Origin of the sequence: Pseudodesulfovibrio aespoeensis Aspo-2, assembly GCF_000176915.2 — a bacterium.
Classification (GTDB): domain Bacteria; phylum Desulfobacterota; class Desulfovibrionia; order Desulfovibrionales; family Desulfovibrionaceae; genus Pseudodesulfovibrio; species Pseudodesulfovibrio aespoeensis.
Map to the genome: position 1 here is coordinate 3,028,412 of NC_014844.1, position 25,002 is coordinate 3,053,413.

General features: G+C 64.6%; 24 protein-coding genes. 10 read left to right on the forward strand and 14 right to left on the reverse strand.

The features are described 5' to 3' along the window. Positions 1-7: 7 nt before the first annotated feature. From glyA to DAES_RS14040, 8 genes are all read right to left on the reverse strand, one after another. Positions 8-1,246, reverse strand: coding sequence for a serine hydroxymethyltransferase (gene glyA / locus DAES_RS14005; RefSeq protein WP_013515692.1), 1,239 nt, complete (start codon positions 1,244-1,246; stop codon positions 8-10). Between the two features lie 185 nt (positions 1,247-1,431). Further along, the gene (fabF, locus tag DAES_RS14010; RefSeq protein WP_013515693.1) at positions 1,432-2,670 is read right to left on the reverse strand and encodes a beta-ketoacyl-ACP synthase II; all 1,239 of its coding nucleotides are present in this window, start codon (positions 2,668-2,670) and stop codon (positions 1,432-1,434) included. A gap of 106 nt (positions 2,671-2,776) precedes the next feature. Then, entirely contained in the window at positions 2,777-3,013 is a 237-nt protein-coding gene (locus DAES_RS14015) for an acyl carrier protein (RefSeq protein WP_013515694.1), read from the reverse strand. Between the two features lie 38 nt (positions 3,014-3,051). Continuing rightward, complete coding sequence (fabG, locus tag DAES_RS14020) at positions 3,052-3,795, reverse strand: 3-oxoacyl-[acyl-carrier-protein] reductase (RefSeq protein WP_013515695.1); 744 nt, start codon at positions 3,793-3,795, stop codon at positions 3,052-3,054. A gap of 191 nt (positions 3,796-3,986) precedes the next feature. Next, a complete protein-coding gene (locus DAES_RS14025; RefSeq protein ID WP_157864959.1) occupies positions 3,987-4,976 on the reverse strand; it encodes a beta-ketoacyl-ACP synthase III in 990 nt (329 codons plus the stop codon). Between the two features lie 71 nt (positions 4,977-5,047). Continuing rightward, complete coding sequence (plsX, locus tag DAES_RS14030) at positions 5,048-6,106, reverse strand: phosphate acyltransferase PlsX (RefSeq protein WP_013515697.1); 1,059 nt, start codon at positions 6,104-6,106, stop codon at positions 5,048-5,050. Then, positions 6,099-6,278 carry a 50S ribosomal protein L32 gene (rpmF, locus tag DAES_RS14035; protein ID WP_013515698.1) on the reverse strand — a complete coding sequence of 60 codons (180 nt, stop codon included), beginning with the start codon at positions 6,276-6,278 and terminating at the stop codon, positions 6,099-6,101. The genes plsX and rpmF overlap by 8 nt, the downstream gene beginning before the upstream one ends. An 80-nt stretch (positions 6,279-6,358) precedes the next feature. Further along, on the reverse strand, positions 6,359-6,877 hold the full coding sequence (locus DAES_RS14040; protein WP_013515699.1) for a DUF177 domain-containing protein: 519 nt from the start codon (positions 6,875-6,877) through the stop codon (positions 6,359-6,361). Between the two features lie 208 nt (positions 6,878-7,085). On the opposite strand from DAES_RS14040, the gene rpmB reads away from it, so the two are divergent. The 4 genes from rpmB to DAES_RS14075 all read left to right on the forward strand — a co-directional run bounded on the left by rpmB (position 7,086) and on the right by DAES_RS14075 (position 12,794). After that, positions 7,086-7,298, forward strand: a complete 213-nt coding sequence (gene rpmB / locus DAES_RS14045) for a 50S ribosomal protein L28 (RefSeq protein WP_013515700.1) — start codon at positions 7,086-7,088, stop codon at positions 7,296-7,298. A gap of 384 nt (positions 7,299-7,682) precedes the next feature. After that, a complete protein-coding gene (locus DAES_RS14055) occupies positions 7,683-7,889 on the forward strand; it encodes an SHOCT domain-containing protein (protein ID WP_049776414.1) in 207 nt (68 codons plus the stop codon). A 1,121-nt stretch (positions 7,890-9,010) separates the two neighbouring features. Continuing rightward, complete coding sequence (fdnG, locus tag DAES_RS14070; protein WP_013515703.1) at positions 9,011-12,058, forward strand: formate dehydrogenase-N subunit alpha; 3,048 nt, start codon at positions 9,011-9,013, stop codon at positions 12,056-12,058. Between the two features lie 10 nt (positions 12,059-12,068). Continuing rightward, positions 12,069-12,794: a 4Fe-4S dicluster domain-containing protein gene (locus DAES_RS14075; RefSeq protein WP_013515704.1), complete on the forward strand. Its 726-nt coding sequence runs from the start codon at positions 12,069-12,071 to the stop codon at positions 12,792-12,794. Positions 12,795-12,982: 188 nt separating this feature from the next. Here the strand turns inward: DAES_RS14075 and gltX are convergent, their stop codons facing one another. The 6 genes from gltX to DAES_RS14105 form a co-directional block, all read right to left on the reverse strand. Further along, entirely contained in the window at positions 12,983-14,380 is a 1,398-nt protein-coding gene (gene gltX, locus DAES_RS14080) for a glutamate--tRNA ligase (protein ID WP_013515705.1), read from the reverse strand. Between the two features lie 76 nt (positions 14,381-14,456). Further along, the gene (locus DAES_RS14085; protein WP_013515706.1) at positions 14,457-14,681 is read right to left on the reverse strand and encodes a NifU family protein; all 225 of its coding nucleotides are present in this window, start codon (positions 14,679-14,681) and stop codon (positions 14,457-14,459) included. Between the two features lie 109 nt (positions 14,682-14,790). Next, complete coding sequence (locus tag DAES_RS14090) at positions 14,791-15,417, reverse strand: MBL fold metallo-hydrolase (RefSeq protein ID WP_013515707.1); 627 nt, start codon at positions 15,415-15,417, stop codon at positions 14,791-14,793. A 23-nt stretch (positions 15,418-15,440) separates the two neighbouring features. Then, positions 15,441-16,826 (reverse strand): sigma-54-dependent transcriptional regulator, encoded by a 1,386-nt coding sequence (locus DAES_RS14095; protein WP_013515708.1) that lies wholly within the window; start codon positions 16,824-16,826, stop codon positions 15,441-15,443. Between the two features lie 83 nt (positions 16,827-16,909). Next, positions 16,910-18,856, reverse strand: coding sequence for a two-component system sensor histidine kinase NtrB (locus tag DAES_RS14100; RefSeq protein ID WP_013515709.1), 1,947 nt, complete (start codon positions 18,854-18,856; stop codon positions 16,910-16,912). A gap of 281 nt (positions 18,857-19,137) precedes the next feature. Beyond that, positions 19,138-19,638, reverse strand: a complete 501-nt coding sequence (locus tag DAES_RS14105) for a periplasmic heavy metal sensor (RefSeq protein WP_013515710.1) — start codon at positions 19,636-19,638, stop codon at positions 19,138-19,140. 378 nt (positions 19,639-20,016) lie between these two features. Between DAES_RS14105 and DAES_RS14110 the strand changes: the two genes are divergently transcribed. From DAES_RS14110 to DAES_RS14135, 6 genes are all read left to right on the forward strand, one after another. Then, complete coding sequence (locus tag DAES_RS14110) at positions 20,017-20,475, forward strand: deoxycytidylate deaminase (RefSeq protein ID WP_013515711.1); 459 nt, start codon at positions 20,017-20,019, stop codon at positions 20,473-20,475. After that, positions 20,447-21,580, forward strand: coding sequence for a bifunctional diaminohydroxyphosphoribosylaminopyrimidine deaminase/5-amino-6-(5-phosphoribosylamino)uracil reductase RibD (gene ribD / locus DAES_RS14115; RefSeq protein WP_013515712.1), 1,134 nt, complete (start codon positions 20,447-20,449; stop codon positions 21,578-21,580). Before DAES_RS14110 ends, ribD begins: the two co-directional genes overlap by 29 nt. A gap of 263 nt (positions 21,581-21,843) precedes the next feature. After that, the gene (locus tag DAES_RS14120) at positions 21,844-22,413 is read left to right on the forward strand and encodes a class I SAM-dependent methyltransferase (RefSeq protein WP_013515713.1); all 570 of its coding nucleotides are present in this window, start codon (positions 21,844-21,846) and stop codon (positions 22,411-22,413) included. 41 nt (positions 22,414-22,454) lie between these two features. Then, entirely contained in the window at positions 22,455-23,084 is a 630-nt protein-coding gene (locus tag DAES_RS17050) for a TetR/AcrR family transcriptional regulator (RefSeq protein WP_013515714.1), read from the forward strand. Positions 23,085-23,154: 70 nt separating this feature from the next. Next, positions 23,155-23,832 carry a riboflavin synthase gene (locus tag DAES_RS14130; protein ID WP_013515715.1) on the forward strand — a complete coding sequence of 226 codons (678 nt, stop codon included), beginning with the start codon at positions 23,155-23,157 and terminating at the stop codon, positions 23,830-23,832. A gap of 179 nt (positions 23,833-24,011) precedes the next feature. Continuing rightward, positions 24,012-24,761: a glycosyltransferase family 2 protein gene (locus tag DAES_RS14135; protein WP_013515716.1), complete on the forward strand. Its 750-nt coding sequence runs from the start codon at positions 24,012-24,014 to the stop codon at positions 24,759-24,761. The last annotated feature ends 241 nt before the right edge of the window (positions 24,762-25,002 follow it).

Below are 25,002 nucleotides of genomic sequence, written 5' to 3' on the forward strand. Positions count from 1 at the left end.
TCTCGATCTACCAAGCGTAGAGCGGGAACTCGCGGGCGAACTCCTCGACCTCTTCGCTGATCTCTTTCAGAATCTTGTCATCCCCAATGTTCTCCAGCGCAGCGGTGATAGCCTCTGCCACCACGATCATGTCTTCCTCGATCATGCCGCGGGTGGTCAACGCAGGGGTGCCCAGCCGGATGCCGGAGGTCTGGAACGGCGACTTGGTCTCGAACGGGATGGTGTTCTTGTTGACGGTGATGCCCGCCTTGTCCAGGGCGATCTGCGCGTCCTTGCCGGTGTAATCCCTGTCGGAGAGGTCCACGAGCATGAGGTGGTTGTCCGTGCCGCCGGACACGAGCCTGTACCCCGCCTCCTGCATGCTGGTGGCCAGCACCTTGGCATTCTTGACCACCTGCTGCTGATACTCGGTGAATCCGGGGGAGAGCGCCTCGCCAAAAGACACGGCCTTGGCCGCGATGACATGCATGAGCGGGCCGCCCTGGATGCCGGGGAAGATGTTGGAGTTGAGCTCCTGCTCCAGCTCCTCGCCGCCCAGGATCATGCCGCCGCGCGGTCCGCGCAGGGTCTTGTGGGTGGTGGTGGTGGTGTAGTGGGCGTGCTCGATGCAGGACGGGTGCTCGCCTGCGGCGATGAGGCCCGCGATGTGGGCCATGTCGACCATGAGCTTGGCGCCCACCTCGTCGGCGATGGCGCGGAACCGGGCGAAATCGATGATGCGCGGGTAGGCCGAGGCACCGGCGATGATCATCTTGGGCCGGTGTTCCTTGGCCAGGGCTTCCACCTGATCGTAGTCTATGGTCTGGGTCTCGCGGGAGACGCCGTAGTGCACTATGTTGAAGAGTTTGCCGGAGAAGTTGACCGGGCTGCCGTGGGTCAGGTGGCCGCCGTGGGACAGGTCCATGCCGAGCACGGTATCGCCGGGCTTGCAGGCCGCGAAATAGACGGCCATGTTCGCCTGGGAGCCGGAGTGGGGCTGGACGTTGGCATAGCCTGCGCCGAAAAGCTCCTTGGCGCGGTCGCGGGCCATGTCCTCGACCATGTCCACGAACTCGCAGCCGCCGTACCACCGCTTGCCGGGGTATCCCTCGGCGTATTTGTGGGTCATGACGCTGCCCTGGGCCTGACGGACGGCTGTGGACACGAAATTCTCGCTGGCGATGAGCTCAAGCTTGCTGACCTGTCGCTCGATCTCGTTGGCTATGGCCGCAGCCACTTCGGGATCTTGTACGAACAACTCTTCCATGGTGTTACACCTCGTTTTGGATGTGGATACGAATGGCTTCCCACCGTCTCATGCGGCGCGGCTGGTTTCAGGCGGCAGCCGGGCACAGGGACATTCATCCCTGCGGGCGACCGCACCCACCGTCCCATGCGGGGTGGAGATCCGCTTTATATCAAAAAAGGGAGGCCGTTCAGCCTCCCTTGTTGTTATCCCGTGAAGCGCTTGAACAGGATGCAGGCGTTGGTGCCGCCGAAGCCGAACGAGTTGCTCAGCGCATACTCGGCCTGCTGCTGTCGCGGCCCTTCGGCACACACGTCGAGGTCGCATTCCGGATCGGGCGTGTCGCGGTTGGTGGTGCCGGGGATGATGCCCTCGGCCAGGGTCTTGACCGCAAAGACCGCCTCCACGCCGCCGGCAGCGCCGAGCAGGTGGCCCATCTGAGACTTGTTGGCACAGATGGCGATGTCGTAGGCGTGGTCGCCAAAGACATTCTTGATGGCCCTGGTCTCGCACAGGTCGTTGAGTTTGGTGGAGGTGCCGTGGGCGTTGATGTGATCGATGGCCGACGGCTCCACCTTGGCCTCGCGGATGGCGGCGGCCATGGCCAGGGACATGCCCGAGCCGTCCTCGGGCGGGGCGGTCATGTGGTAGGCGTCGCCAGACGCGCCGAACCCGACCACCTCGGCCAGGATGGTGGCCCCGCGCGCCTGGGCGTGCTCCAGCGATTCGAGGAGCAGCAGGCCCGCGCCCTCGCCCATGATGAAGCCGGTGCGGTCCGCGTCGAAGGGACGCGACGCCTTTTCCGGCTCGTCGTTGCGCACCGAGAGCGCCTTCATGGCGTTGAACCCGGCCACACCGAGCACCGAGATGGTGGACTCCGCGCCGCCGCAGATCATGACATCGGCCCGACCGATGGCGATATCGGTGTAGGCCACGCCGATGGCATGGGTGCCGGAGGCGCAGGCCGTGGTGGTGCAGATGTTCGGCCCCATGGCCCCGGCCTCGATGGACACCTGTCCGGCGGCCATGTTGGCGATGAGGATGGGAATGAAGAACGGCGAGATGCGTCCCGGCCCCTTGTCAAGGAGCTTGGTGTGCATCTCCTCGATGCTGTGCAGGCCGCCGAGCCCGGCACCGATGATGGTGCCAGCGCGGTGCTTCTCGGATTCCGGGATGGTCCACCCGGCGTCCTTGAACAGCATCTTGCAGGCGCAGACCGCAAACTGGGTGAAGGTCTCCATGCGCCGGACTTCTTTGGTGTTGATGTAGATGGTGGGATCAAACCCTTTGACTTCAGCGGCGATCTTGGTGTCATACGCGGTGGTGTCAAACTTGGTGATCATGCCCACGCCGGACTTGCCAGCCAGAAGATTCTGCCAACTGGTCTCAACGTCGTTGCCGAGCGGGGTAATGGCCGCAACGCTGGTGACGACAACCCTTTTCATAATGGATATCCGTGCTGTCTGCGTTTCAGAAAAGAAAAAAAGGAGCGCCTTACACCTTGTTGTGCATAAGGCGCTCTCATAATCGTCGTAATCAGGACAGAGCTGGTCAGCCCACGGCCTTTTCGATGTACGCGATGGCGTCCTGGACCTTGATGAGCTTCTGGGCCTGCTCGTCGTCGATCTCCAGGTCAAACTCTTCTTCCATGGCCATGATCAGTTCGGTCAGGTCCAGGGAATCCGCGCCCAGGTCTTCGACAAAAGCGGCACCATCGACCACTTCGTCTGCGCTCACGCCCAGCTGGTCCACGATGATCTCTCTGACTTTTGCGGCTACGTCGGACATGCTTTCCTCCAGTATCAATTGTTTTTGTTGTGACTCGATTACATATACATGCCGCCGTTGACTCCCAGGACCTGGCCGGTGATGTACCCGGCTCCAGGACCCGCCAGAAAGGAGACGGCGGCTGCGATATCCTCGGACTGCCCGAGGGTGTTGAGCGGAATCTGCGCCAGCATGGCCTCGACCACCCTTTCGGGCAGCTCGTCGGTCATGTCGGTCTTGATGAAACCGGGGGCCACGGCGTTGACCGTGATGTTGCGCCCGGCCAGTTCGCGTGCGGCGGACTTGGTCAGGCCGATGAGCCCGGCCTTGGCCGCGCAGTAGTTGGCCTGCCCCGCGTTGCCCATCTGCCCCACGATGCTGGTGATGTTGATGATGCGGCCCAGGCGCTGCTTGCCCATGATCTTGGAGGCTTCCTTGAGAAAGGCGAAACAGCCGGTCAGGTTGATGCGCAGGACCGTGTCCCAGTCCTCGTCCTTCATGCGCATCATCAGCCCGTCGCGGGTGATGCCCGCGTTGTTGACCAGCACTTCGAGCGTGGCCTTGCCCTTGATTTCGTCCCGGAAGAAGTCGGCAATGGCGTCGCGGTCGCCGGAGTCGAGCTTGAAGGCCCTGGCCTTGCCGCCCTGCGCCTCGATGACGGCCACGACCTTGTCCGCCTCCTCGGGACGGCTGACATAGGTCAGGTAGACCTCGAATCCATCGCTGGCCAACCGCTCGGCCACCTTGCGGCCAATGCCGCGAGAACCGCCGGTAACCAGCGCGACTCTGGGAAGATCACTCATCGACACACCTCGTGGTTCGCTCGTTGGTCAGCCCCCAATATACCAATCCAGAACGGACTGCAAACACTTGGGGGGTACGCCTGCCACGCCGTATCAGGCGACTGTGGCGTGATCGTGTCCAACAGGTCAAAATTGAAAGGCTGATGCAAAACGACCCGAACCCGGCGCAGGGGCTGCCCGCGCCGGAGCCGCTAAAATTGCAGGAGCATCGCGCCCCAGGTGAACCCGCCGCCAAAGGTGGGCACCAGCACCCGGTGGCCCGGCTTGATCACGCCCAGGTCAAGGGCCTCGGACAGGGCCACGGGCACCGAGGCAGCCGAGGTGTTGCCATACCTGTCCACATTGGAGAAGACGCGCTCCACCGGCACCTCAAGCTTGCGGCCCACGGCGTCGATGATGCGGTAGTTGGCCTGATGCGGGATGAGCACGTCCACATCGGCCTTGGTCAGGCCGTGCTTGGCCAGAAGCGCCTCGCTGATGGCGGTCATGTGGCGCACGGCGTGCTTGAACACCTCGCGCCCCAGGAACTCGACGAAATATTCCTCGCCCACGGCCTGGCCGAGCTTGTAGGCAATGGCCGAGCCGCCGCCGCGCACCGTGAGCAGGTCGCCCAGGGCGCCGTCCGCGCCGAGCATGATGTCCACCACCCTGGGGGTCTCGTCCGCGTCGCCGTTGGTGAGCACCGCCGCGCCCGCCGCGTCGCCAAAGAGCACGCAGGTGGCGCGGTCCTCCCAGTTGACCCGGCTGGTGAGCGCCTCTGAGGCCACCACAAGTATCTTGCTCTGCGGATGCAGGGCCAGATATCCGCGCGCGGTCTCCATGGCGTAGAGAAACCCGGAGCAGGCGGCCTGCACATCGAGGCAGACCTGGCCCGCGATGCCGAGCTTTTCCTGGAGCACGCAGGCTGCCGAGGGGATGACGTAGTCCGGGGTGAAGGTGGCGAAGACGATGTGGGTCAGGTCCGAAGCGTCCATGCCCGCGGCGGCCAGGGCCTTGCGCGCGGCCTGAAGCCCCATGTCGGACGAGGTTTCGCCCTCGGCCACGATATGCCGCTCCTTGATGCCGGTGCGGCTGGTGATCCACTCGTCTGTGGTCTCGACGATCTTTTCGAGGTCCGCATTGGTCAAGACGCGCTCTGGGGCGTAATGGCCAAAGCCTCTGAGAATGAAATGAGTATTCATGGAGGGTGGTGTAAGCATTTGGCCTGTCCGGGTCAAGCGGCGCGGGGAGGGGGCCGACGGGCGGCGCGGCTCTAGGCGGCGTCCTTGGCGGTTTTTTCGAACTTGCCCGCCAGGCTGCTGTGGGCGGCCAAGCCTTCGGCCAGGTGCTCGTGCATCTTGTTGCGCACGCTGGTGGCGGCCATCTTGATGGCGTTGACCATGGCCAGCTCGTTGGACTTGCCGTGGCAGACCACCACAAGGCCCTTGAGGCCGATCAGCGGAGCGCCGCCGTACTCGGCGTAGTCCACCACCTTCTTGAACCGCTTGAAGGCGCGCAGGGAGAGCAGGGTGCCCAGCCGGGACAGCCAGCTCGATTTCAGCTCGGTCCGGAGGATGTTGCCCATGGACTTGGCCAGCCCCTCGGACAGCTTGAGGGCCACGTTGCCCACAAAACCGTCGCAGACCACCACGTCCACGTCGCCGGTGAAGATGTCACGCCCTTCGACATTGCCGATGAAGCGCAGGTCCGACTGGCGCAGCAGCTCAAAGGCGTCGCGCACCGTGGCATTGCCCTTGCCCTCTTCCTCGCCGATGGACAAAAGGCCCACCGCAGGATTGGGCACGCCGAGGACGTAGCGGGAGAGCACGTCGGCCATGAGGGCGAACTGGAGCAGGTGCAGCGGCTTGGAGTCCACGTTGGCCCCGACATCGATGAGCACCACCGGGTTCTTTTCGGTGGGCATGATCCCGGCCAGGGCCGGGCGCATGACGCCCTTGATGCGGCCAAGCACGAACATGCCGCAGGCCACGGTGGCCCCGGAGTTGCCCGCACTGACCACGCCATCGGCCACGCCCTCGGTCACGCAGCGGCAGGCCACCTGGATGGACGAGTCCTTCTTGCGCCTCAGCGCGTCCGAAGGCTTGTCGTCCATCTCGACGACCTGCGATGCGGCCCGGACAGTGATGTCCAGCCCGGCAGTGTTCAGCCTGGAAAGCTCGCTTTCGATGCGCTCCGCGTCGCCCACGAGGACGACGGCAATGCCGTTCCGCGCGGCCTGGACCGCGGCGGGCACGACGACATGGGGGCCGAAATCGCCCCCCATGGCATCCACAGCGATGCGCGGAACGATGTCGGAACCGGCGTTAGGCATCTTTGCCGCTGATAACCTGACGTCCCTTGTAGTTGCCGCACACGGAGCAGGCGCGGTGAGGAAGGGTGGGCTCGCCGCACTCGCAGAAGACGACGTTGGGAACGGCCACGTGATCGTGGGAGCGGCGCATGCCCTTGCGGGAGCGGGAAGTCCGTTTCTTGGGAACTGCCATGATGTATACCTCGCTAAAAACTGGTTGTGGTCGTATTAGTGCAGGGCGTGTCGGCTGGCAAGCACAATTCGCCGGGACGCCTATTTTAACTTCAGATTGCGGAAGACGGCAAGCCGGTCGTCCCCGTTGTCCTCAACACATTCGCAGGACTCGATGTTGCGGTCCCTGCCGCAGCCGGGGCACACGCCCTTGCACTCCTCGGAGCACAGGGGCTTGACCGGCAGGGCCAGGGCGAACTCTTCCCACAGCAGCGCGCCGATGTCGAGCTGCAACTCGCCGCTCACCTCGCGCATGCGGGGTTCCTCGCCCACCTCACTCGCGATGACCTGCTCGAAGAGGTCGAAGCTCGAATCGATCTCCACCTCGGCCCGGGCTGCGCACCGGTCGCACGGCATGAGCACCGATCCCTTCAGGGTTCCGCGCACCAGCGCGCCTCCGTCGGACTGGGGCATGATCGTGACCACGGCCACGAGATCGCGCCCCGGTGCGACATCAAGGGAAAAGGCTTCGCACCCCTCGCGCCACAGCGCCTGGTCGTCGAAGATCATGTCCCTGCCCTGGGCGGGAATGTCGCTTATCGCTATCCATTGTTCCGGCATTGTTTCCTCCGCCCGCTGACCGGGATTCCGGTGCGGGCAACCGATGCTTCGTATATGGGAACTTTTTCTCTTGTCAAGAAAAAAACCCTTGCCATTTGGCTTTCAACTCGGTAAAGAATCACTCCCGTCGCATGGAGGGTACCGACTCTCCGGCGACTGTGACTCAAAAATTTTCAAACGATTCAGGATGATTACCCAGGAGGTCGCCATGTCCCAGGTTTGCGATATATGTGGAAAAGGTCCCCAGAGCGGCAACAACGTCAGCCACTCCCACATCAAGACCAAGCGTCGCTTCATGCCCAACCTGCAGAAGGTTCGCCACCAGCTTGAGTCCGGCCAGGTCGTAAGCGTCAAGGCATGCACCCGTTGCATCCGCAACGGCGCCATCACCAAGCCCGTGGCTGTCAAGAAGGCCGACTAGCCCGGATCCGGGCCAGACGCACGCTTTTTATGTCCACACGCTGCCGCCGAATCCTCGGCGGCAGCTTTTTTGCGTCACTGCCCCCCCCCTCGACCAGCTTCAGCCACAGGGCCAAGTCGTCGCACAGGCTATTTTGTGCAAAAAGCACACAACCGGTTGCCGCATATTTGCACATCTGCACAAACCGCGCACAAGACTGCAACGCATGCTCGTTGATTTCATTCATTTTAATTTTTGGCACGACTCCTGCAAATTAGGAGTCACAGAGAGCGGACATCCCGCCCGCCCTTGAACCGCAACGAGGTCCCGATGAATTTTCTTAGTTCATTTGGCACATGGTGCACCCCCGGAGCGTGGCATGGGATCGGGCACGGCGGCGGGGGCATGTTCGGGTTGTTCCCCCTGCCTCTGGGGCCGTTCCTGCAGATCGTCCTTGTCGGCTTGCTCGCCTATGTCCTCATGCGGCGGTTCGGAACCTCTGATCCCGCCCCGGCCAGAGGCCAGTCGCCTGCGGACATTCTCAAGAGGCGGTACGCCCTGGGCGAGCTGGACCAGGAAACATTCGTGCGGATGATGAAAAATCTCGGATAAATTTCTCAGCAGCGTAGCAGCGCGACACCTCCCCTTGTGAAGAGCCCCCTGCCGACCTCAGTCCCGGCAGGGGGTTCGCCGTTTCAGGCAGGGAAAAGCCTTCCGAAGGGCGCCACTGCCCCCCCCTTTGTCGTTGGTCATCTCACCCCGCTTGCGAACACCTCCTTTGCATAACTATGCCGCCAGTGGCATAGTTATGCAAAACCGTGCCACTGATGGGTCGGCTTGCAATCCTTTCGCTGGGGCATACGGTGAGGCCCAGTCACAGGAGTGCAGACAGGTATGCAGCGCGACACACACAGACAGAAACCCGCCATCGGGATCGCCATGGCCGGACCCGCCATCCTTCAGGATGGCGGAGGACCGGTTGGCCGCTCCGTTTGGGATCGGCCTTTCCGTCGTCCTGCCCAGCGCCTGTCCATGCACATGTCTGATGGAGCCCTGTCCCCGGTAACGGGCCAGTTCGCCCCAGAGGCAGTGGGCCACGAGAACCATCGAAACCAGTTCCTCGGGCCGCGCGTCGCGGCCTGGCGACTCTGACTGGTACGCCATGGGAATCAGGTCTGGTCCCCCTCATACACCTCCCCGCAGAGCAGCCGCCCGGCCCCGCACGCCGCAGCCCCTGCTCCTGGAGACGCCACAGCGCCCAGCGCCAGCTGATTCGACGCCCTCTGATCCGGCTTTCTGGCCGGGCATTCCCCAATCCACAGCCCTGATACCGCTTCCTTTTTTGCGAACCGTTGCCGGTTCGCGCCTGTCGCGTTTCCCGCATGGCCCTTGGCCGGGAGCGCGCATCTCTTTGCTTGCGCCTGCCAACCCAGGATGCGTCCCGCCTTCGCGGGGTGTTCGATAACGTCAAAGGAGCATCGAATGTTTTTGTCAACCAGTACAACAGGCACGCCATCTCCGCAGATTCCCGCACCGCCCCCGTTCTCCGGACTGGGGCATGCGCTGGAGGCAGTTGAAACCATCGCACGGGATATGCGTCCCCAATGGGACATCCGCATTGATTGCGAAGTGATCGACATGCTGCCGCTCCCGGCGCACGGCTACGCCCTCCAGCTCTGCCTGGGCCGCGAGATTCGCGGAAGATGACACAACCGACAACCCGAGGAGAATCCATGAAAGTCAACAGAAGGCGATTTCTCAAACTGACGGCTGCCACTGCGGTGGCCACGGCCTTTGGCGGGCTGGGCTTCGTGCCCGACGCCCAGGCGCTCGACAGGGTGGCCATGCTCGGCCCCAAGTGGAGCAGGCAGACGACCAGCATCTGCCCATACTGTGGCGTGGGCTGCGGCCTGATCGTCAACACCGACCTGAAAACCAAACGCGCCATCAACACCGAGGGCGATCCCGACCACCCCATCAACGAAGGCTCCACCTGCGCCAAGGGCGCGTCCGTCTGGCAGTTGGCCGAGAACGAGGAACGTCCCAAGCGCCCCCTCTACCGCGCCCCCTACGCCACCGAGTGGAAGGAAGTGTCCTGGGATTGGGCGCTGGGCGAGATCGCCAAGCGGGTCAAGAAGACGCGTGACGCCACCTTTGCCGTGAAAAACGCCAAGGGCCAGGTGGTCAACCGCTGCGACGGCATCGCCTCGGTCGGCTCCGCTGCCATCGACAACGAGGAATGTTGGGCCTATCAGGCGATCCTGCGCTCCCTCGGACTGGTCTACGTCGAGCACCAGGCCCGCATCTGCCACAGCTCCACCGTGCCGGCCCTGGCCGAGAGCTTTGGCCGCGGGGCCATGACTAACCACTGGAACGACATCGCCAATAGTGACTGCGTCCTGGTCATGGGCAGCAACGCGGCCGAGAACCACCCCATTTCCTTCAAGTGGGTGACCAAGGCCATGCGCAAGGGCGCCAAGCTCATCAACCTCGACCCGCGCTTCACCCGCACCTCGTCCAGGGCGGACCTCCACTGCCATATCCGCGCGGGCACCGATATCGCCATCCTCGGCGGGCTCATCAAGTACATCCTCGACAACGACCTGATCCAGAAGGATTACGTGCTGACCCACACCAACGCCCCGACCCTCGTGGGCGAAAAGTTTGGCTTTGAGGACGGCCTGTTCACCGGGTTCACCCGCAACGGCGACGACAAGGACTACGCAGGCTCCTACAACAAGTCCCTGTGGGCCTTTGACAAGGACGCGGAAGGACTGCCGAGGAAAGACCTCACTCTCAAGCATCCCCGGTGCGTCATCAACCTGCTCAAAAAACACTACGAGCGCTACGACCTGGACACGGTCTCCTCCGTTTCCGGCGCGGACAAGGCGAGCCTGCTCGAATTCTACAAGCTCTTCTCGGCCACGGGCAAGCCGGACAAGGCCGGGACCATCATGTACGCCATGGGCTGGACCCAACACACCGTGGGCGTGCAGTACATCCGCACCATGGCCATGGTCCAGCTGCTTCTGGGCAACATCGGCGTGGCCGGGGGCGGCGTCAACGCCATGCGCGGCGAATCCAATGTCCAGGGGTCCACGGACCACGCCCTGTTGTGGCACCTCCTGCCCGGCTACCTGGCCACCCCCAATGCGGGTCTCGACTCCTACCAGGCGTATGTGGCGGCCAAGACCCAGCCGCACCTCGACGGGGCCAAGGATCCCAAGAGCGCGGCTTGGTGGCAGAACTTCCCCAAATACATGGCGAGCTTCCTCACGGCCATGTACCCGGACGCCACGGCGGAGCAGTCCTACGCCTGGCTGCCCAAGGCCGAGGACGGCAAGACCTACACCTGGCTCCAGCTCTTTGACGCCATGTCCAAAAGCGAGTTCAAGGGGTTCTTTGCCTGGGGCATGAATCCGGCCTGCGGCGGTGCCAATGCGGGCAAGAACAGGAAGGCCATGGCCAACCTCGACTGGATGGTCAACGTCAACATCTTCGACAACGAGACCGGCTCATTCTGGCGCGGTCCGGGCCAGGATCCCAAGAAGATCAAGACCGAGGTCTTCTTCCTGCCCTGCGCCGTGTCCATCGAAAAGGAAGGCTCCATCATCAACTCGGGCCGCTGGATGCAGTGGCGCTATCAGGGACCCGACCCCCGCGGCGAATCCAAGACCGACGGCCACATCATGACCGAGCTCTATGACGTGATCCGCGCCCTCTACGTCAAGGAGGGCGGCGCGCTCCCCGAGCCGATCAAAAACCTGTCCGTGGACATGTGGAAACAGGGCCACGGCTTTGACGCGCACAAGGTGGCCAAGCTGATCAACGGCTACTTCACCCGCGACGTGACCATCAAGGACACGACGTACAAGAAGGGGACCCTGGTGCCGAGCTTTGCCCTGCTCCAGGACGATGGCTCGACCTCTTCGGGCAACTGGCTCTACTGCAACTCCTACACCGAGAGCGGCAACATGGCCGCGCGCAGAAGCAAGGAGCAGACCGCCGAACAGGAGAACATCGGCCTGTTCCCCAACTGGGCCTGGTGCTGGCCGGTGAACCGGCGCGTCCTCTACAACCGCGCCTCCTGCGACAGTACCGGCAAGCCGTATGCCCCGCAAAAGGCCGTGGTCCAGTGGAACGGCGAGAAATGGATCGGTGACGTGCCCGACGGCGGCTGGGCACCGGGCGAAAAGTACGCCTTCATCATGCAGGCCGGGGGCCTTGGCCAGCTTTACGGCCCAGGCCGCGAGGACGGTCCCTTCCCGGAACACTACGAACCCATGGAGACGCCCTTCAAGAGCCACAGCTTCTCCAAGGAACTGAACAACCCCGCAGTCCTGCGCTTTGCCCATGAGGCCCTGGCCGTGGCCGACCCCAAATACCCCCTGGTGGCCACCACCTTCCGGGTCACCGAACATTGGCAGACTGGACACATGACCCGGCACACGCCGTGGCTGCTGGAGGCCATGCCCCAGATCTTCGTGGAAATGAGCGAGGAGCTGGCCAAGGAAAAGGGCATCGAAAACGGAGAAAAAGTGACGGTCGAGAGCATCCGCGGCAGCATTTGGGCCGTGGCCATGGTCACCAAACGGTTGCGCCCGCTGACGGTCATGGGCAAGACCATCCACCAGATCGGCCTGCCCTGGCACTTCGGCTGGCAGATGCCCCACGACGGCAGCGGCGGCGATTCGGCCAACCTGCTGACCCCGTCGGTGGGCGACCCCAACACCGGCATCCCAGAGACCAAGGTCTTTGTGGCCAACGTCCGCAAGCTGTAAGGAGAACGCAATGAATGGAAAGACCTTCTTCGTCGATCTGACCCTGTGCACGGCGTGCCGCGGCTGTCAGGTGGCGTGCAAGCAATGGAAGAAACTCCCGGCTGAGAAGACCGTCAACTGGGGCTCCTACCAGAACCCCAAGGACCTCTCGTCCAAGACCATACGCGTCGTCCGCTTCTCCGAGGTGGAAGTTGACGGCAAGCTGCGGTGGCTGTTCTTCCCAGAGCAGTGCCGCCACTGCATCGAGCCGCCGTGCGCCACGGTTCCGACGAACCCGGCGTCCATCATCCACGATCCGGCCACCGGGGCCGTGGTCTACACCGACCTGACCGCCAAAGAGGATGGCGAGGCCCTGCGCATGAGCTGTCCCTACGACATCCCGCGCGTGGACCCGGAGACCAAGGCCGTGGTCAAGTGCGACATGTGCCTGGACCGCGTCAAGGCGGGCATGCTCCCGTCCTGCGTCCAGGCCTGCCCCACCGGCACCATGAACTTCGGCGACAGGGACGCCATGCTCGAACTGGCCGATAAGCACCTGGCCGAGGCCAAGGTGAAGTTCCCCGGCGCCACGCTCATCGACCAAGACTCGGTCCGGGTCATCTACCTGGCCGCCTTCCGCCCCGCAAGCTACTACGATTACCTTGAAGCGGATGCCTCGGGTGTCGCGCCCGGTCCGCTGACCAGAAAACAGCTCCTGGCCAAGCTCAGCTCGCCAGTCAAACGCATGATCTCGTAACACACCGTACCTGCCGTGCCCGCCCACGCGGAACACGGACCCAAACCAAGCGGCCCGGAAGCGATTCCGGGCCGTTCTCGCGTCGGGCGCTGCCGCGTGTGGCCGTCCGGCGTGCCTCCAGACGCAAAAAGCCCCCGCCGGAATGAATTCCGGTGGGGGCGCTCAAATCTCTTTGCGGGGCGGCGGGGCTACAGGCTGACGGCCCGTCTGAGCCGGGCCAGGGTCTGCTCCCTGCCGAGCACGGCCATGGTCTCGAACAGGCCGGGCGACTGGGTCGTGCCTATGATGGCCACGCGGATGGGTTGGGCAATGGCCTTGAACTTGATGCCGTGGTCCTCGATGAACTGCTTGTGCAACGCCTCAAGGGACGGCTCGGTGAACTCGCCGAGCCCTTCCATGCGCCCGGCGATCTCTTCGAGCAGGGGCTTGGTCTCAGCGGTCAGGTGCTGCTGCACCGCAGTCTCGTCGTAGTGCAGGAACTGGGCGTCCACGATGAAGGGGCGGGCCTGCTCCAGCATGTGCACCACGGATTTGGCCCTGGGCTGGAGCAGGGGCGCGATCCTGGCAAAGGTCGCCCGGTCCACTTTCGCAGCCTCCTCCTCGCCCACCTCGCGGGCCAGAAAATCGCAAAGCATCCCGGCCAGCCGGTCCGGATCAGCCTTTTGCATGTACTGGCCGTTGACCCACTCGAATTTGGTCAGGTCAAAGACCGAGGGCGACGCGCCGAGGTTGTCCGGGTTGAAGAGGGCCTGCATCTCGTCCATGGTGAACAGCTCCTGGTCGCCCGAGGACCAGCCCAGCCGGGCCAGGTAGTTGCACACGGCCTCGGGCAGGTAGCCCATCTTCTCGTACTCCATGACCGAGAGCGCGCCGTGGCGCTTGGAGAGCTTCTTCTTGTCCGGGCCGAGGATCATGGGCACATGGCCGAACTCGGGCACGTCCCAGTTCATGGCCTGATAGATGAGGATCTGGCGCGGGGTGTTGTTGACGTGGTCGTCGCCGCGCAGGACCGAGGTCACGCCCATGTCATGGTCGTCCACCACCACGGCCAGGTTGTAGGTGGGCGAGCCGTCCGTGCGGCGCAGGATCATGTCGTCCATCTCGGCGTTCGCCACCACGATGGGCCCCTTGACCATGTCCCTGAAGGCCGTGGCCCCCGCTTGCGGGGCCTTGAGCCGGACCACGCCGCTGGTCAGCCCCCTGTCGCGGCAGGTGCCGTCGTACTTGGGCTTGCCCCCCTCGGCCATGGCCTTTTCGCGCATGGCGTCCACGTCTTCCTTGGAACATTGACAGTAATAGGCGTGGCCCGCCGCGATCATCTGGTCGATGACCTCGTTGTGGCGGTCAGCCCTGGCCGACTGGTGGACGATCTCGCCGTCGTGATCGAGGCCGAGCCAGCGCATGGAGTCGATGATGGCCCTGGTGGCCTCGTCCGTGGACCGCTCACGGTCGGTGTCCTCGATGCGCAGGCGGAACTCGCCGCCCTTGGAGCGGGCCAGCAGCCAGGAAAACAGCGCGGTGCGCGCGCCGCCAATATGCAGAAATCCCGTGGGGCTCGGTGCGAACCGGGATACGATCTTGCCCATGGGCATGGTCTCCTTGCAGGTGAACTCGATTCAGTGCCGCCCCTGATATGGGACGCGGCACCCTTGATCCGGGCGGTTAGCTGACCGCTTCGACGCCCTTGATTTCGGGAATTTCCTTCAGAATGATCCGCTCGATGCCGTTTTTCAGGGTCATCTGGGACATGGGGCAGCCCTTGCAGGCTCCGGTCAGGCGCACCTGGACGATGCCCTTGTCCGTGATGTCCACCAGTTCCACATCGCCGCCGTCGCCCTGGAGCGCGGGGCGGACCTTGTCCAGCACCTTCATGACTTTCTCACGCATGACGTTTCCTCCGTATGGTTTCCTGGGACGCAGGAGTACGGGGTTCGGCCACCCGTGTCAATTGACGGGCCGGATTCCCGGACGGCGGGGGCCGATTCCCGGACAGGGCTCAAAGGACGAAATGGGGGTTGTACTTCTTTTCATGGACGACCGTGGTCATGGGGCCATGACCCGAATAGACGCGGGTGTCGTCGGGCAGGATGAAGATGCGCGAGCGGATGGAGCCGATCAGCTCCGGCCCGCTGCCGCGCGGCAGATCGGTCCGGCCCACGGCGATCATGAAGAGCAGATCGCCCACAAAGACGCACCCGGCTGCCGGAAAGAAGAAGGAGAGGCTGCCCGGCGTGTGGCCCGGCGTGTCCAGCACCACCATGGGCTGGCCGAGCACGGTGCGCCGCCCCGGCCCCAACGGCTCAGAGGGAAAATCCAGATACTGCGCCAGTTCGCGCACCCCGCCCGCCTCAAGGGAGATGTCCTTGAGAAAATCGTCGAGCGGGCTGACGTAAACCGGCGCGCCGAAGCGTTCGCGCAGTTCGCCCGCTCCGCCCGCATGGTCTATGTGGAAATGGGTCAGATAGACACCGCGCAGGGCAAGCTCCTGCTCCTCGATGCGCGCCGCCAGCCGCGCAGGGTCCACGCCCGCGTCGATGACCACGGCCTCGCCGCCTGCCGAAAGCAGGTAGCAGTTGGTCTCGTCCGGGCCGAGGACAAAGGTCTCGACAGTCAGTTTTTGCATGTTCCCAATGCTCCCGGCCCGGCTCAGCGGCGGGTCAGGCCGAACTTCTTGAGCTTGTATTGCAGGGTGCGGCGGCTGATGCCCAGGGCGTCCGCCGTGCGCTCGCGGTGATTGCCGTTCTCCTCCAGGGCGCGCAGGATGGCGAGCTTTTCCGCCTCTTCCAGCGAGGCCGGGGAGGTCATGGCGTGGCTGAAACCCGGCCCCAGGTCCACTGCGGCCTCGCGTGCGCCCGACACCTGGGGCGGCAGCAGGTCCGGCCCCAGCGCGTCCGAGCGCGAGAGAATCAGGGCGCGCTCCAGCACGTTCTCCAGCTCGCGCACGTTGCCGGGCCAGTCGTAGCCGGACAGGGCGTCCAGAAAGGCCGGGGTCACGGTGCGGATGATCTTGTTGTTCTTGTTGCCCAGCTTGCGCATGAGGAAGCTGACCAGAAGCGGCAGGTCCTCCTTGCGCTCGCACAGGGGCGGGATGCGGATTTCCAGGACCGCCAGCCGGTAATAGAGATCCTCGCGGAAGCGGCCCGCCTCCACCTCGCGCTTGAGGTCGCGGTTGGTGGCCGCGATGATCCGGGTGTCCACCTTGATGGTCCGCACAGAGCCGAGCGGCTCGATGGTCTTCTCCTGGAGCACGCGCAGGAGCTTGGCCTGGAGCGCGCCCGGCATCTCGCCGATCTCGTCGAGAAAGAGCGTGCCGCCGTCGGCCAGCTGGAAACGGCCCGGCTTGTCCTTGACCGCCCCGGTGAAAGCGCCCTTCTCGTAGCCGAACAGCTCGCTCTCCAGCAGGTCGTCTGGCAGGGCCGCGCAGTTGACCTTGATCAGCGGGCGCGAGGCGCGGTTGCTGGCCCGGTGCAGCCCCTCGGCCACCAGCTCCTTGCCCGTGCCGGACTGACCCAGGATGAGCACCGTGGCCTCGCTCGGCCCGGCCTGGGCGATGAGGTCGCGCACCCTCTCCACGCCGGGACTGGCCCCGATGAAATTCAAATCGCCGCCCACCTCGGCTTTGAGCCGGACATTCTCCCGGACCAGCTTGTGGTACTCGAACGCCTTGCCCAGGACCACGGTCAGCTCGTCGTTGTCCGCTGGCTTGGTCAGGTAGTCGAAGGCCCCGCGCTTCATGGCGTCCACCGCGCTGCCCACGCTGCCAAAGGCGGTCAGCAGGACCACGGGCATGCCCTGGCGGCGCATCTGCAACTCCTTGAGCAGTTGCATGCCGTCCATGCCGGGCATCTTCATGTCCACCAGGGCCACATCGGGTACAGTGCCGGACTCGGCGGACTCGGCCAGCACGGTCAGGGCGCGTTCGCCCGACGACGCTTCCAGCACGGTCCAGCCGTCGTCCTCAAGAACCGCCCGGACCATGAGCCGGTGACCCGGTTCGTCGTCAACCACGAGTACCACGCGATCTTCTATCATTCATCCTCCGGCGGCGCGCATTCCTGTCAGCCAGGGGCTGCTGCGCCGTCTTGTCACATTGATACCCTGTCCGCCCTGATCCGTCACGCCTCGCGCGCCGGATCGTCCGCGGGTTCCGGGCCGTTCCCGGTCCCGGTCCCGCTCCCGTTCGTGCTCCCGTTCGTGCTCCCGTCCCTGCTCCCGTCGGGCCCGTCCGGGAAAAAGAGCCGCACCCGGACGCCCTCGTCGGGCCGGGAGTCCAGGACCGCCTTGCCCCGGTGGGCGCGCATGATGTTCTGGACGATGGCCAGCCCCAGGCCGGTGCCGGTCTTCTTGCCGGTGACAAAGGGCTTGAACACGTCGTCGCTCATGTCCGGGTCCATGCCCGGCCCGTCGTCGGCCACCACGATGCACACGCCGCCCTCCACCCGTTCGCTCGTCAGGCAGACATGACCGGGCTTGTGGCACTCCTCGCAGGCAACGATGGCGTCCAGACTGTTGGAAATGAGATTGAGCAGCACCTGCCTGAGCGCGTCCTGGTCGGCATAGACCGTGGGCTGGGCAAAATCGAACACCGGCTCGATCTGCTTGTTCTTGAAGTCGAAGCGCATGAGCTGGCGCAGGGATTCGCCCACCTCGGCCAGATCTGTTTCCACAGGATCAAGCCGCCGGGGCTTGGCCAGGTAGAGCAGGTCCGTGACCACGCGGTTGAGCCGGTCCGCCTCCTGGACCATGGTGGCCGCATACTGGTCCAGCGGGGGCTGGTCCTTGAGCTTGGACGCGAAAAGCTGGGCAAACCCGCGCAGGGAGCTCAAGGGATTGCGCACCTCGTGGGCCACGCCTGCGGCCAGGGAGCCGATGGCGGCCAGCCGCTTGGCCTCGTTCAGGTCTTCCTCCAGGGAGCGTATCTGGGTGCGGTCGCGGATGAGCATCAGCCGCTGGCCCAACTCTGGCGCGGCGTCCTCATCCAATCCCTGAAAGGAGAGCGACAGGATTTCCAGCTGGCGGCCCTGGTAGTCGAACTGCTCCCAGTTGTAGGACGCGGTGCTCGCGGTTTCGCCAGCCCGGCGGGCAAAGGGGTAATCGCCCCAGTTGACGCCGATGATCTCCGGCGCGCCCTGCGCACCCTTGGGGGCGAGCAGCTTCTTGGCCGAATGGTTGGCGGCCATGATCTCGCCGCTCTCGGACAGGGTGACCAGACCGTCGGGCATGTTGTCGAGCAGCTTGCTCTGAAACCGCTCAAGGCGCACCAGCTTGCGCCCCTCGCCCTTGCGCCTGAGATAGGCAAAGGCCAGGGACCACAGGACCACGGCGGCCAGGAAAACATAGCCCGTCTGATAGGTGGCCGCGCGGCGGTACTGGCGGAACTGGGCCAGATGCTTCTCGGCATTGAGCCCCACCAGCAGATACACGGGCGGAACCTCGAAACCCGGAGGCAGGTCCAGGGCCGGATCAGGGGGCATGCCCGGCTCCATCATGCCGTGCCCCATGCCCGGCCCTGCGCCAGACCCTGCGCCAGACCCCGCGCCTCGCCCTTGTCGCCGACTGGGGATGGGCTCCCCTCGCGCCAGCAGGGCGGTGGTGGCCCGGACGCGCAGGCCGGAGATGAGCACAGCCTTCTTGTCCACCTCGGCCATGGCGTGAAAGGCCCGGCCCGGCTCCAGGTCGCGGGTGACCATGTCGGGCAGGGCCACGACCGGGAAACCCGCCTCCTTGTCCGACGAGGCCAGCGGTTTGCCCTCGGCATCGCACAGGGAGATGAAGACGATGTCGTCGGACTTGGAAAGCTCCTGGAAGAGATCCTCGGCCATGGAAGGAAAGATCGGGGAAATGAGCGGGTTGACGCGCATGGAGCGGGCGATGCGCGAGAGGTTGTTGTCCACCCCGCGCAGGATGGAGCCGCCGGTCATGACGATGTGCCCCTCGACGATCTCGCGCTGATGCGCGATGGACCGCCACGTCAGGTAGAGGCTGCCCAGCCCCAGCACGATGAGCGCCAGGACCAGGGCCACCAGCGGGCCTTTTTCTTTCCCTATGGAGTGTACTTCCATCGACGCGCCTGCTCCCCGGTGGTTGTCTACGCCGCTGCGGGGGTTTTGAAAACATGGTTCGCGGCCCTGACCGGCTGCCTGGGTTCGCCCGGACACGCACAGCGGTGTAGCATTATTCCGCCCGGCGCGAAACCTCAAGTCGGGACGACCATGCGGACAGCGGGACGGACGATAAAACGGGCGTACCGGAGCACTCCCCGACACGCGGGAAACGGAGCGGCATTCCCGATGAATGACCGCTCCGCCCGTCCTGGTGTTCCGCGTTTATCCGGAAATCGGAGCTAGGAGCGTCCCGGTCCGCCAAAGCCCTGGCCGTAGCGGGGACCATCCTGCATGCCCTGCCCGCAGCCATAGCCGGAGCCGCAGTCAGGACCAAAGCTGCGGCCGCAGCGGCCAGCGCGGGGCATGATACCGGTCTCCTTGACCAGCTCGTCATTCATGGACGCGCGCAGCTCGCCCATCTTGTCGCGCAGGACGCGGATCTCGCTGACCAGGGCTCCGAGCTTCTTCTCGTCGGCCTTGCCGCCGTTGATCAGGGCCTGCATGGTGGCGTGCTTGGTCCACAGGGCGTCGCGGGCTTCGTCGATCTGGCCGTCATACTTGGCGACAATCGCCTCTGCAGCTGCCTGTTTCTCCGGCGAGAGCTGGGCATAGGGGGTCTGCCCCCAGCCCTGTCCGCCGCAGCCGCCGCGCCCGGAACCGGGACCGGCAATGGCCCAGGACGACAGGGCCAGGATCAGGGCCGCAGCCATGACAGTGGTGGTGATGTTCTTCTTGGTCATTAAAGCCTCCAAATGGTTATATGCAATCAGGGGAAAGGAGAAAACGTCGGTTTCTGACCAAAACCAAGCATACCCCGTGCCAACCATGTAAAGTTCGTGATTTCAGCGTTCTATACGTATGGCCATTTTTTGATCGGAATCGATTTGCACAAAATGTGCGCAATTAGTTGCACGCGATGTGCATGCTTGGCAGCTGCCTCGCAGGCTGGTGACCCTGGCCATATGCTCATTTCCTTTCAGGAAGAGACGTGATAGGGGGTGCTTTCTGTTCACGGCACGGCACTGTGCTGGCCGCCGCTTCCGTCATCATGGCCGACAAGGCCCGACACCATGCCGGAACCCGTGCCGGACATCACGCCAGACGCCACCGGAGGAAACATGCCCGACAGACTGCCCTGGCCCGAATACTTCATGCGCATCGCCCATCTGGTGGCCCAGCGTTCCACCTGCACCCGCCGCGCCGTGGGGGCCATCGCCGTGCGCGGCAAGCGCATCCTGGCCACCGGCTACAACGGCGTGCCCACCAACATCGCCCACTGCGAGGAGGTCGGCTGCATCCGCGACAAGCTGAAAATCCCCTCGGGCGAGCGGCATGAGCTGTGCCGGGGTCTGCATGCCGAGCAGAACGTCATCATCCAGGCCGCCACCCACCACCTCGACCTGACCGGCTGCGACATCTACTGCACCACCAAGCCCTGCATCCTGTGCACCAAGATGCTCATCAACTGCGAGGTCAGGAACATCTATTTCTCCCAGAACTATCCCGACGAACTTTCCGAGCAGATGCTCGAAGAGGCCGGAGTGAACTATGTGTTCATGGAAGGCGACTTCAGCTAGCCCCACCCCCATGGCCCGCGCCATCGAGCTGGCCCGCCTGGGGCGCGGCGCGGTGGCGCCCAACCCGTGCGTGGGCGCGGTCCTGGTTGACGGCGACCGGATCGTGGCCGAGGGCTGGCACATGCGCTACGGAGGGCTGCACGCCGAGCGCGAATGTCTGGTGGACGCCCGCAGCAAGGGCGTGACCCCCAGGGGTCTGACCATGTTCGTCACCCTGGAGCCGTGCAACCACCACGGCAAGACCCCGCCCTGCACCCAGGCCCTCATCGAGGAGGGCGTGGCACGGGTCGTGGTCGGCACCCGCGACCCCAACCCGGTGGCCGCAGGGGGCATTGAGCGACTGACCGCGGCAGGCATCGAGGTCGAGGTGGGCGCGCTCGAATCCGAGTGCCGCGACCTGATCGCGGATTTCCTGGTCTGGCAGAACTCCCACTCCACGTTCAACATCATCAAGATGGCCGCCACCCTGGACGGCAAGATCGCCTCGCGCCTGCGCAGGCCCGAGCCGGTCTCCTGCGCCGAGTCCTTTGCCAGGGTCCACGCGCTGCGCAGTCGGGTGGACGCCATCATCGTGGGCGGCTCCACCTTCCGTGCCGACGACCCCAGTCTGACCTGCCGCCTCACGACCTTGCCCGACGGGTTTGTCCAGCCCTACGGCGTGGTCATCACCTCGCGTCTGCCCGACGATCCGGCCCGGCATGTCCTGACCCGCACCCGGCCCGAGCGCACCATCTTCATGACCACCGACACGAGCGCACGCAGCCAGGAGGCGGACAGGCTGCGCGAGGGCGGCACCAGCGTCTGGCCCCTGCCGGGCCCGCCGGGCGGGCTGAACCTGTCCCTGGGCCTGGAGCGGCTGCGCTACGACCTGGGCTGCCACACCACCCTGTGCGAGGGCGGCGGCCAACTGGCCATGCAGTTTGTCGGCCAGGGGCTGGGCGACGAGATCGTCCACTTCGTGGCCCCGCGCATCCTGGGCGACGAGGGCGCGCCCTCGGCCTATTCGGGCCGCCAGGGCGTGACCATGGCCCAGACCCTCAACTACCGCATCATCGACATGCACCCCTCGGGGAGCGACATCATGCTCACCCTGCGGCCCAGATAGCCCCTCCAGACTATCGGCCGCAAGGCCGCTTTCCCTCCCACGCGACGCCCCCCTGTCCCACATTGCGCCGCACGGCTTCCCAGAGATTGCTGACAGCGGCTTCACCATATACTTGCTCCTGCCGACAACTCCGGCCCTGTCACATCCTGGCGCGCAACCGCCTGTCTTCTCCAGTTGTCCTTGCCATCATTGCCATCATCGCTCTTGGGGATTGACAATATGAACTTGAGGTCGTATTCATATTCAAACATTCAGGAGGAACCATGAACTATCTGTTCCGCAACCAGGGCGACCACGTCTTTAACTTGCGCAACCATTGGATCATCGACAATCCCGTCAGGCGGTGGCTTCACCCCCCGGACAGGCTGCTGGGAGGATTTGTCAGCCCCGGCATGACCGTGGTCGATTCGGGGTGCGGCACCGGCCTCTTCACCCTTGCCATGGCCCGGATGGTCGGGCCGTCAGGACGGGTCGTGGCCGTGGATGTCCAGCCGGAGGCCCTGGCAATGGTTGAGAAGCGGGCGGAACAAGCCCGGCTGCATTCCATCGTCGAAACCTGGAAATGCGAGGCCGACGACATCGGGGTGTTGCCTGCCTGCGATTTCGCCCTCGCCTTCAACATGGCCCACGAAACGCCGGACATCATCCATTTTTTCAGCCGGATGAGCCAGTGCCTGCGGTCCGGTTCGGCCCTGCTTCTCATCGAGCCGATGTTTCACGTCAGACAGGAGCATTTCGACAGGGAGCTCGCTGCCGCGGCCAAGGCCGGTCTTTCCCGCGAAGACGGGCCTTCAGTCAGGTTGAGCCATGCGGCGATCCTCCGAAAGGGTTGATGGACGACCCTCCTCCGGGTAGCATGGGCGGTGGAGGACACATGAATAACGACAAAGCCACCAGAACCCCCCAACAGGCGCGCAGCATGGAAAAACGCAGGCGTCTCATGGACGCGGCCATGCGCCTCTTCGACACACACGGGTTCGACGGGACCAACGCCAAGGCCATCGCCCGTGACGCCGGGGTCTCGGTGGGCACCTTCTACGCCTATTTCAAAGACAAGAAGGATCTGCTCATGGAAATCCTCGGCGAACACACCGCCGAGATCGACACCATCTTCGGCAAGCTGGAGGCCGCTGTCAGGGACGGGGCAACGGGCCGGGAGATCCTGCGCCTGGCCGTGGCGGCGGGCCATGCCAGCCACACCCAGCCGCCGGGCCTGCTGCGCACGATGCTCGCCATGCGCTACACCGACGACGACATGCGCCGTTTCCAGGAAGCCGAGGAAACGGCGCACCTCAAGCGCATGGTCGGGTTCCTCGAAACCCTTGGCCCACGCCTGCGCGTGAGCGACCTTGAAGCAGCCGCCTCCGTGTTTGGGAGCGCCTTTGAGGATATCCTGCACTCGGCCATCGTCTTCAGCCAGGACATTGACCGGCAACGGCTCCATGACGCCCTGGTCGACATGGGCGCGGCCTACCTCTTCACCGATCCCGACGCCAGGGGCTGACCGCTCTGATTTACACCGCCCCGCCTGCCTGCTACAACCACGGGCAACAACGCATCAGCAAGGAGAGGCCATGTTTACAGGTCTGATCATGGGCATGGGCCGCGTCGAGGCGGCGGACGCACGCGGCGCGGAGACGCGGCTACGCATCCGCGCCCTCTTCCCCCTGTCCGATATCGAGGCGGGCGAATCCATCGCGGTCAACGGCACCTGCCTGACCGTGGAGACCTTTGGCAACGGCTGGTTCACGGCCTACGCCAGCCGCGAGACCCTGTCCGTCACCAGCCTGGGCGCGCTCAAGGTCGGCTCGCAGGTCAACCTGGAACGGGCCATGGCCATGGGTGACCGCTTCGGCGGCCACATCGTGGCCGGACACGTGGACTGCCTGGCCGAGGTGGCCGGGGTGCGCCCGGCAGGAGAATCGCGCATCTACCGCCTGACCTTTCCCCTGGCCCAGGGACGGCATGTCATCCCCAAGGGGTCCGTGGCCCTTGACGGCATCAGCCTGACGGTCAACGACTGCGGGCCGGACTGGCTCGAAGTCAACATCATCCCCAAGACGCAAGAGGCCACCACCATCGCGGGCTGGACCCCAGGCAGACGCGTGAATATGGAGACCGACATCATCGGCAAATACGTGGAGCGCATGGTCGCCCCCTGGACCGACCGTCAGTCGGATCGCCAGCCCGACGCGGCCAGCGGCCAAAAATCCGCCATCACCATGGACTATCTGCGCGAACACGGCTTTTGAGGACTGCCCGGCCAACGCCCGGACAAATTGTCTCTCTTCCCGCATTGTTCCCTAAAGCTTCCCCGGATCTGAGCCGATACACAAGAAGACCAGCTGGGTGAAACCGGCTGGGCCGCATAGGAAATCCGGGGTTGGGAGACCCTTGCAAACCCGCAGGGACGCGGGGAGGGAGCAGGCGTATGGCCAGGGACGGCGATATCCTCTTTTCAGTCATCATGCCCACCACGGGCAACCGGCCAAAGGCGCTGCGCAAGGCAGTGGACTCGGTGGAACAGGCCGCCCGCTTCGCCGGACTGGAAACCGGGCAGGTGGAAATCCTCATCGGCTTCGACGGCGTCCGGGGTCTTTGCCCGCGCTCGGTCTACACCGTGCGCGGCCTGAACCTGCCCGCCGACCGCAACGGCGGCAACGGCATCCGCGCCCTGCTCACCAACCTGGCCCAGGGCGACAAGCTCATCTATCTCGACGACGACAACGCGCTCAAGGCCCAGGCCCTGCGCCTCTACCTGAAACACTTCGACACCGAGCTGATCATAGGCCGCATCGACACCCAGCTCGCCCTTGACGCGCCGAGCATCCCCAGGCCGGGGATGGGCGACGTGATCCGGCCCGGCAACGTGGACCCGCTGTGTGTCTGCGTCTCACGGCGGCTGGTCACGGCCCGGTGCGGCGGCTGGCGCTATCGCGACCGCGAGGACGCGGACTTCATGAACATCCTCGACTGGCACGTCAACGCCCACAGCGAGACCGTGGTCGAGGACATGGTCGGCGTGTTCGACGCCGGGCGCAGCCTGGACGCCTCGGCCCTGTCAGACCGGCAGGCCGCGCTCCTCGACCGGCTGGCCGCAGCCCGCGACTGCCCGGCCTGCCCGCCCGGACCGTTCTGCCGCGCGCACAGGGCCGACCCGTTCTGCGCCAGCCGGGCCTGACCGGCCCGCCTGCATGCGGGCCGCATTGAGCCCGCATCCCAGGCCGTATCCAGGGCGAACGCGCCGCACGACCGTGTCCTCTGCCCTCGAAACACGCCCGCCATCTTTGTATCAAACTGGAAATACTGACTTTTTGCCTGGGAATTTTCCCCTTCCCCAGCGCACCCATTTGCGATAAGTAGTGGGGTTCCGCGTGCGCGGGGAGCGGGCCTGCCCGGCTGCCCGGCCCGGAAATAGAACA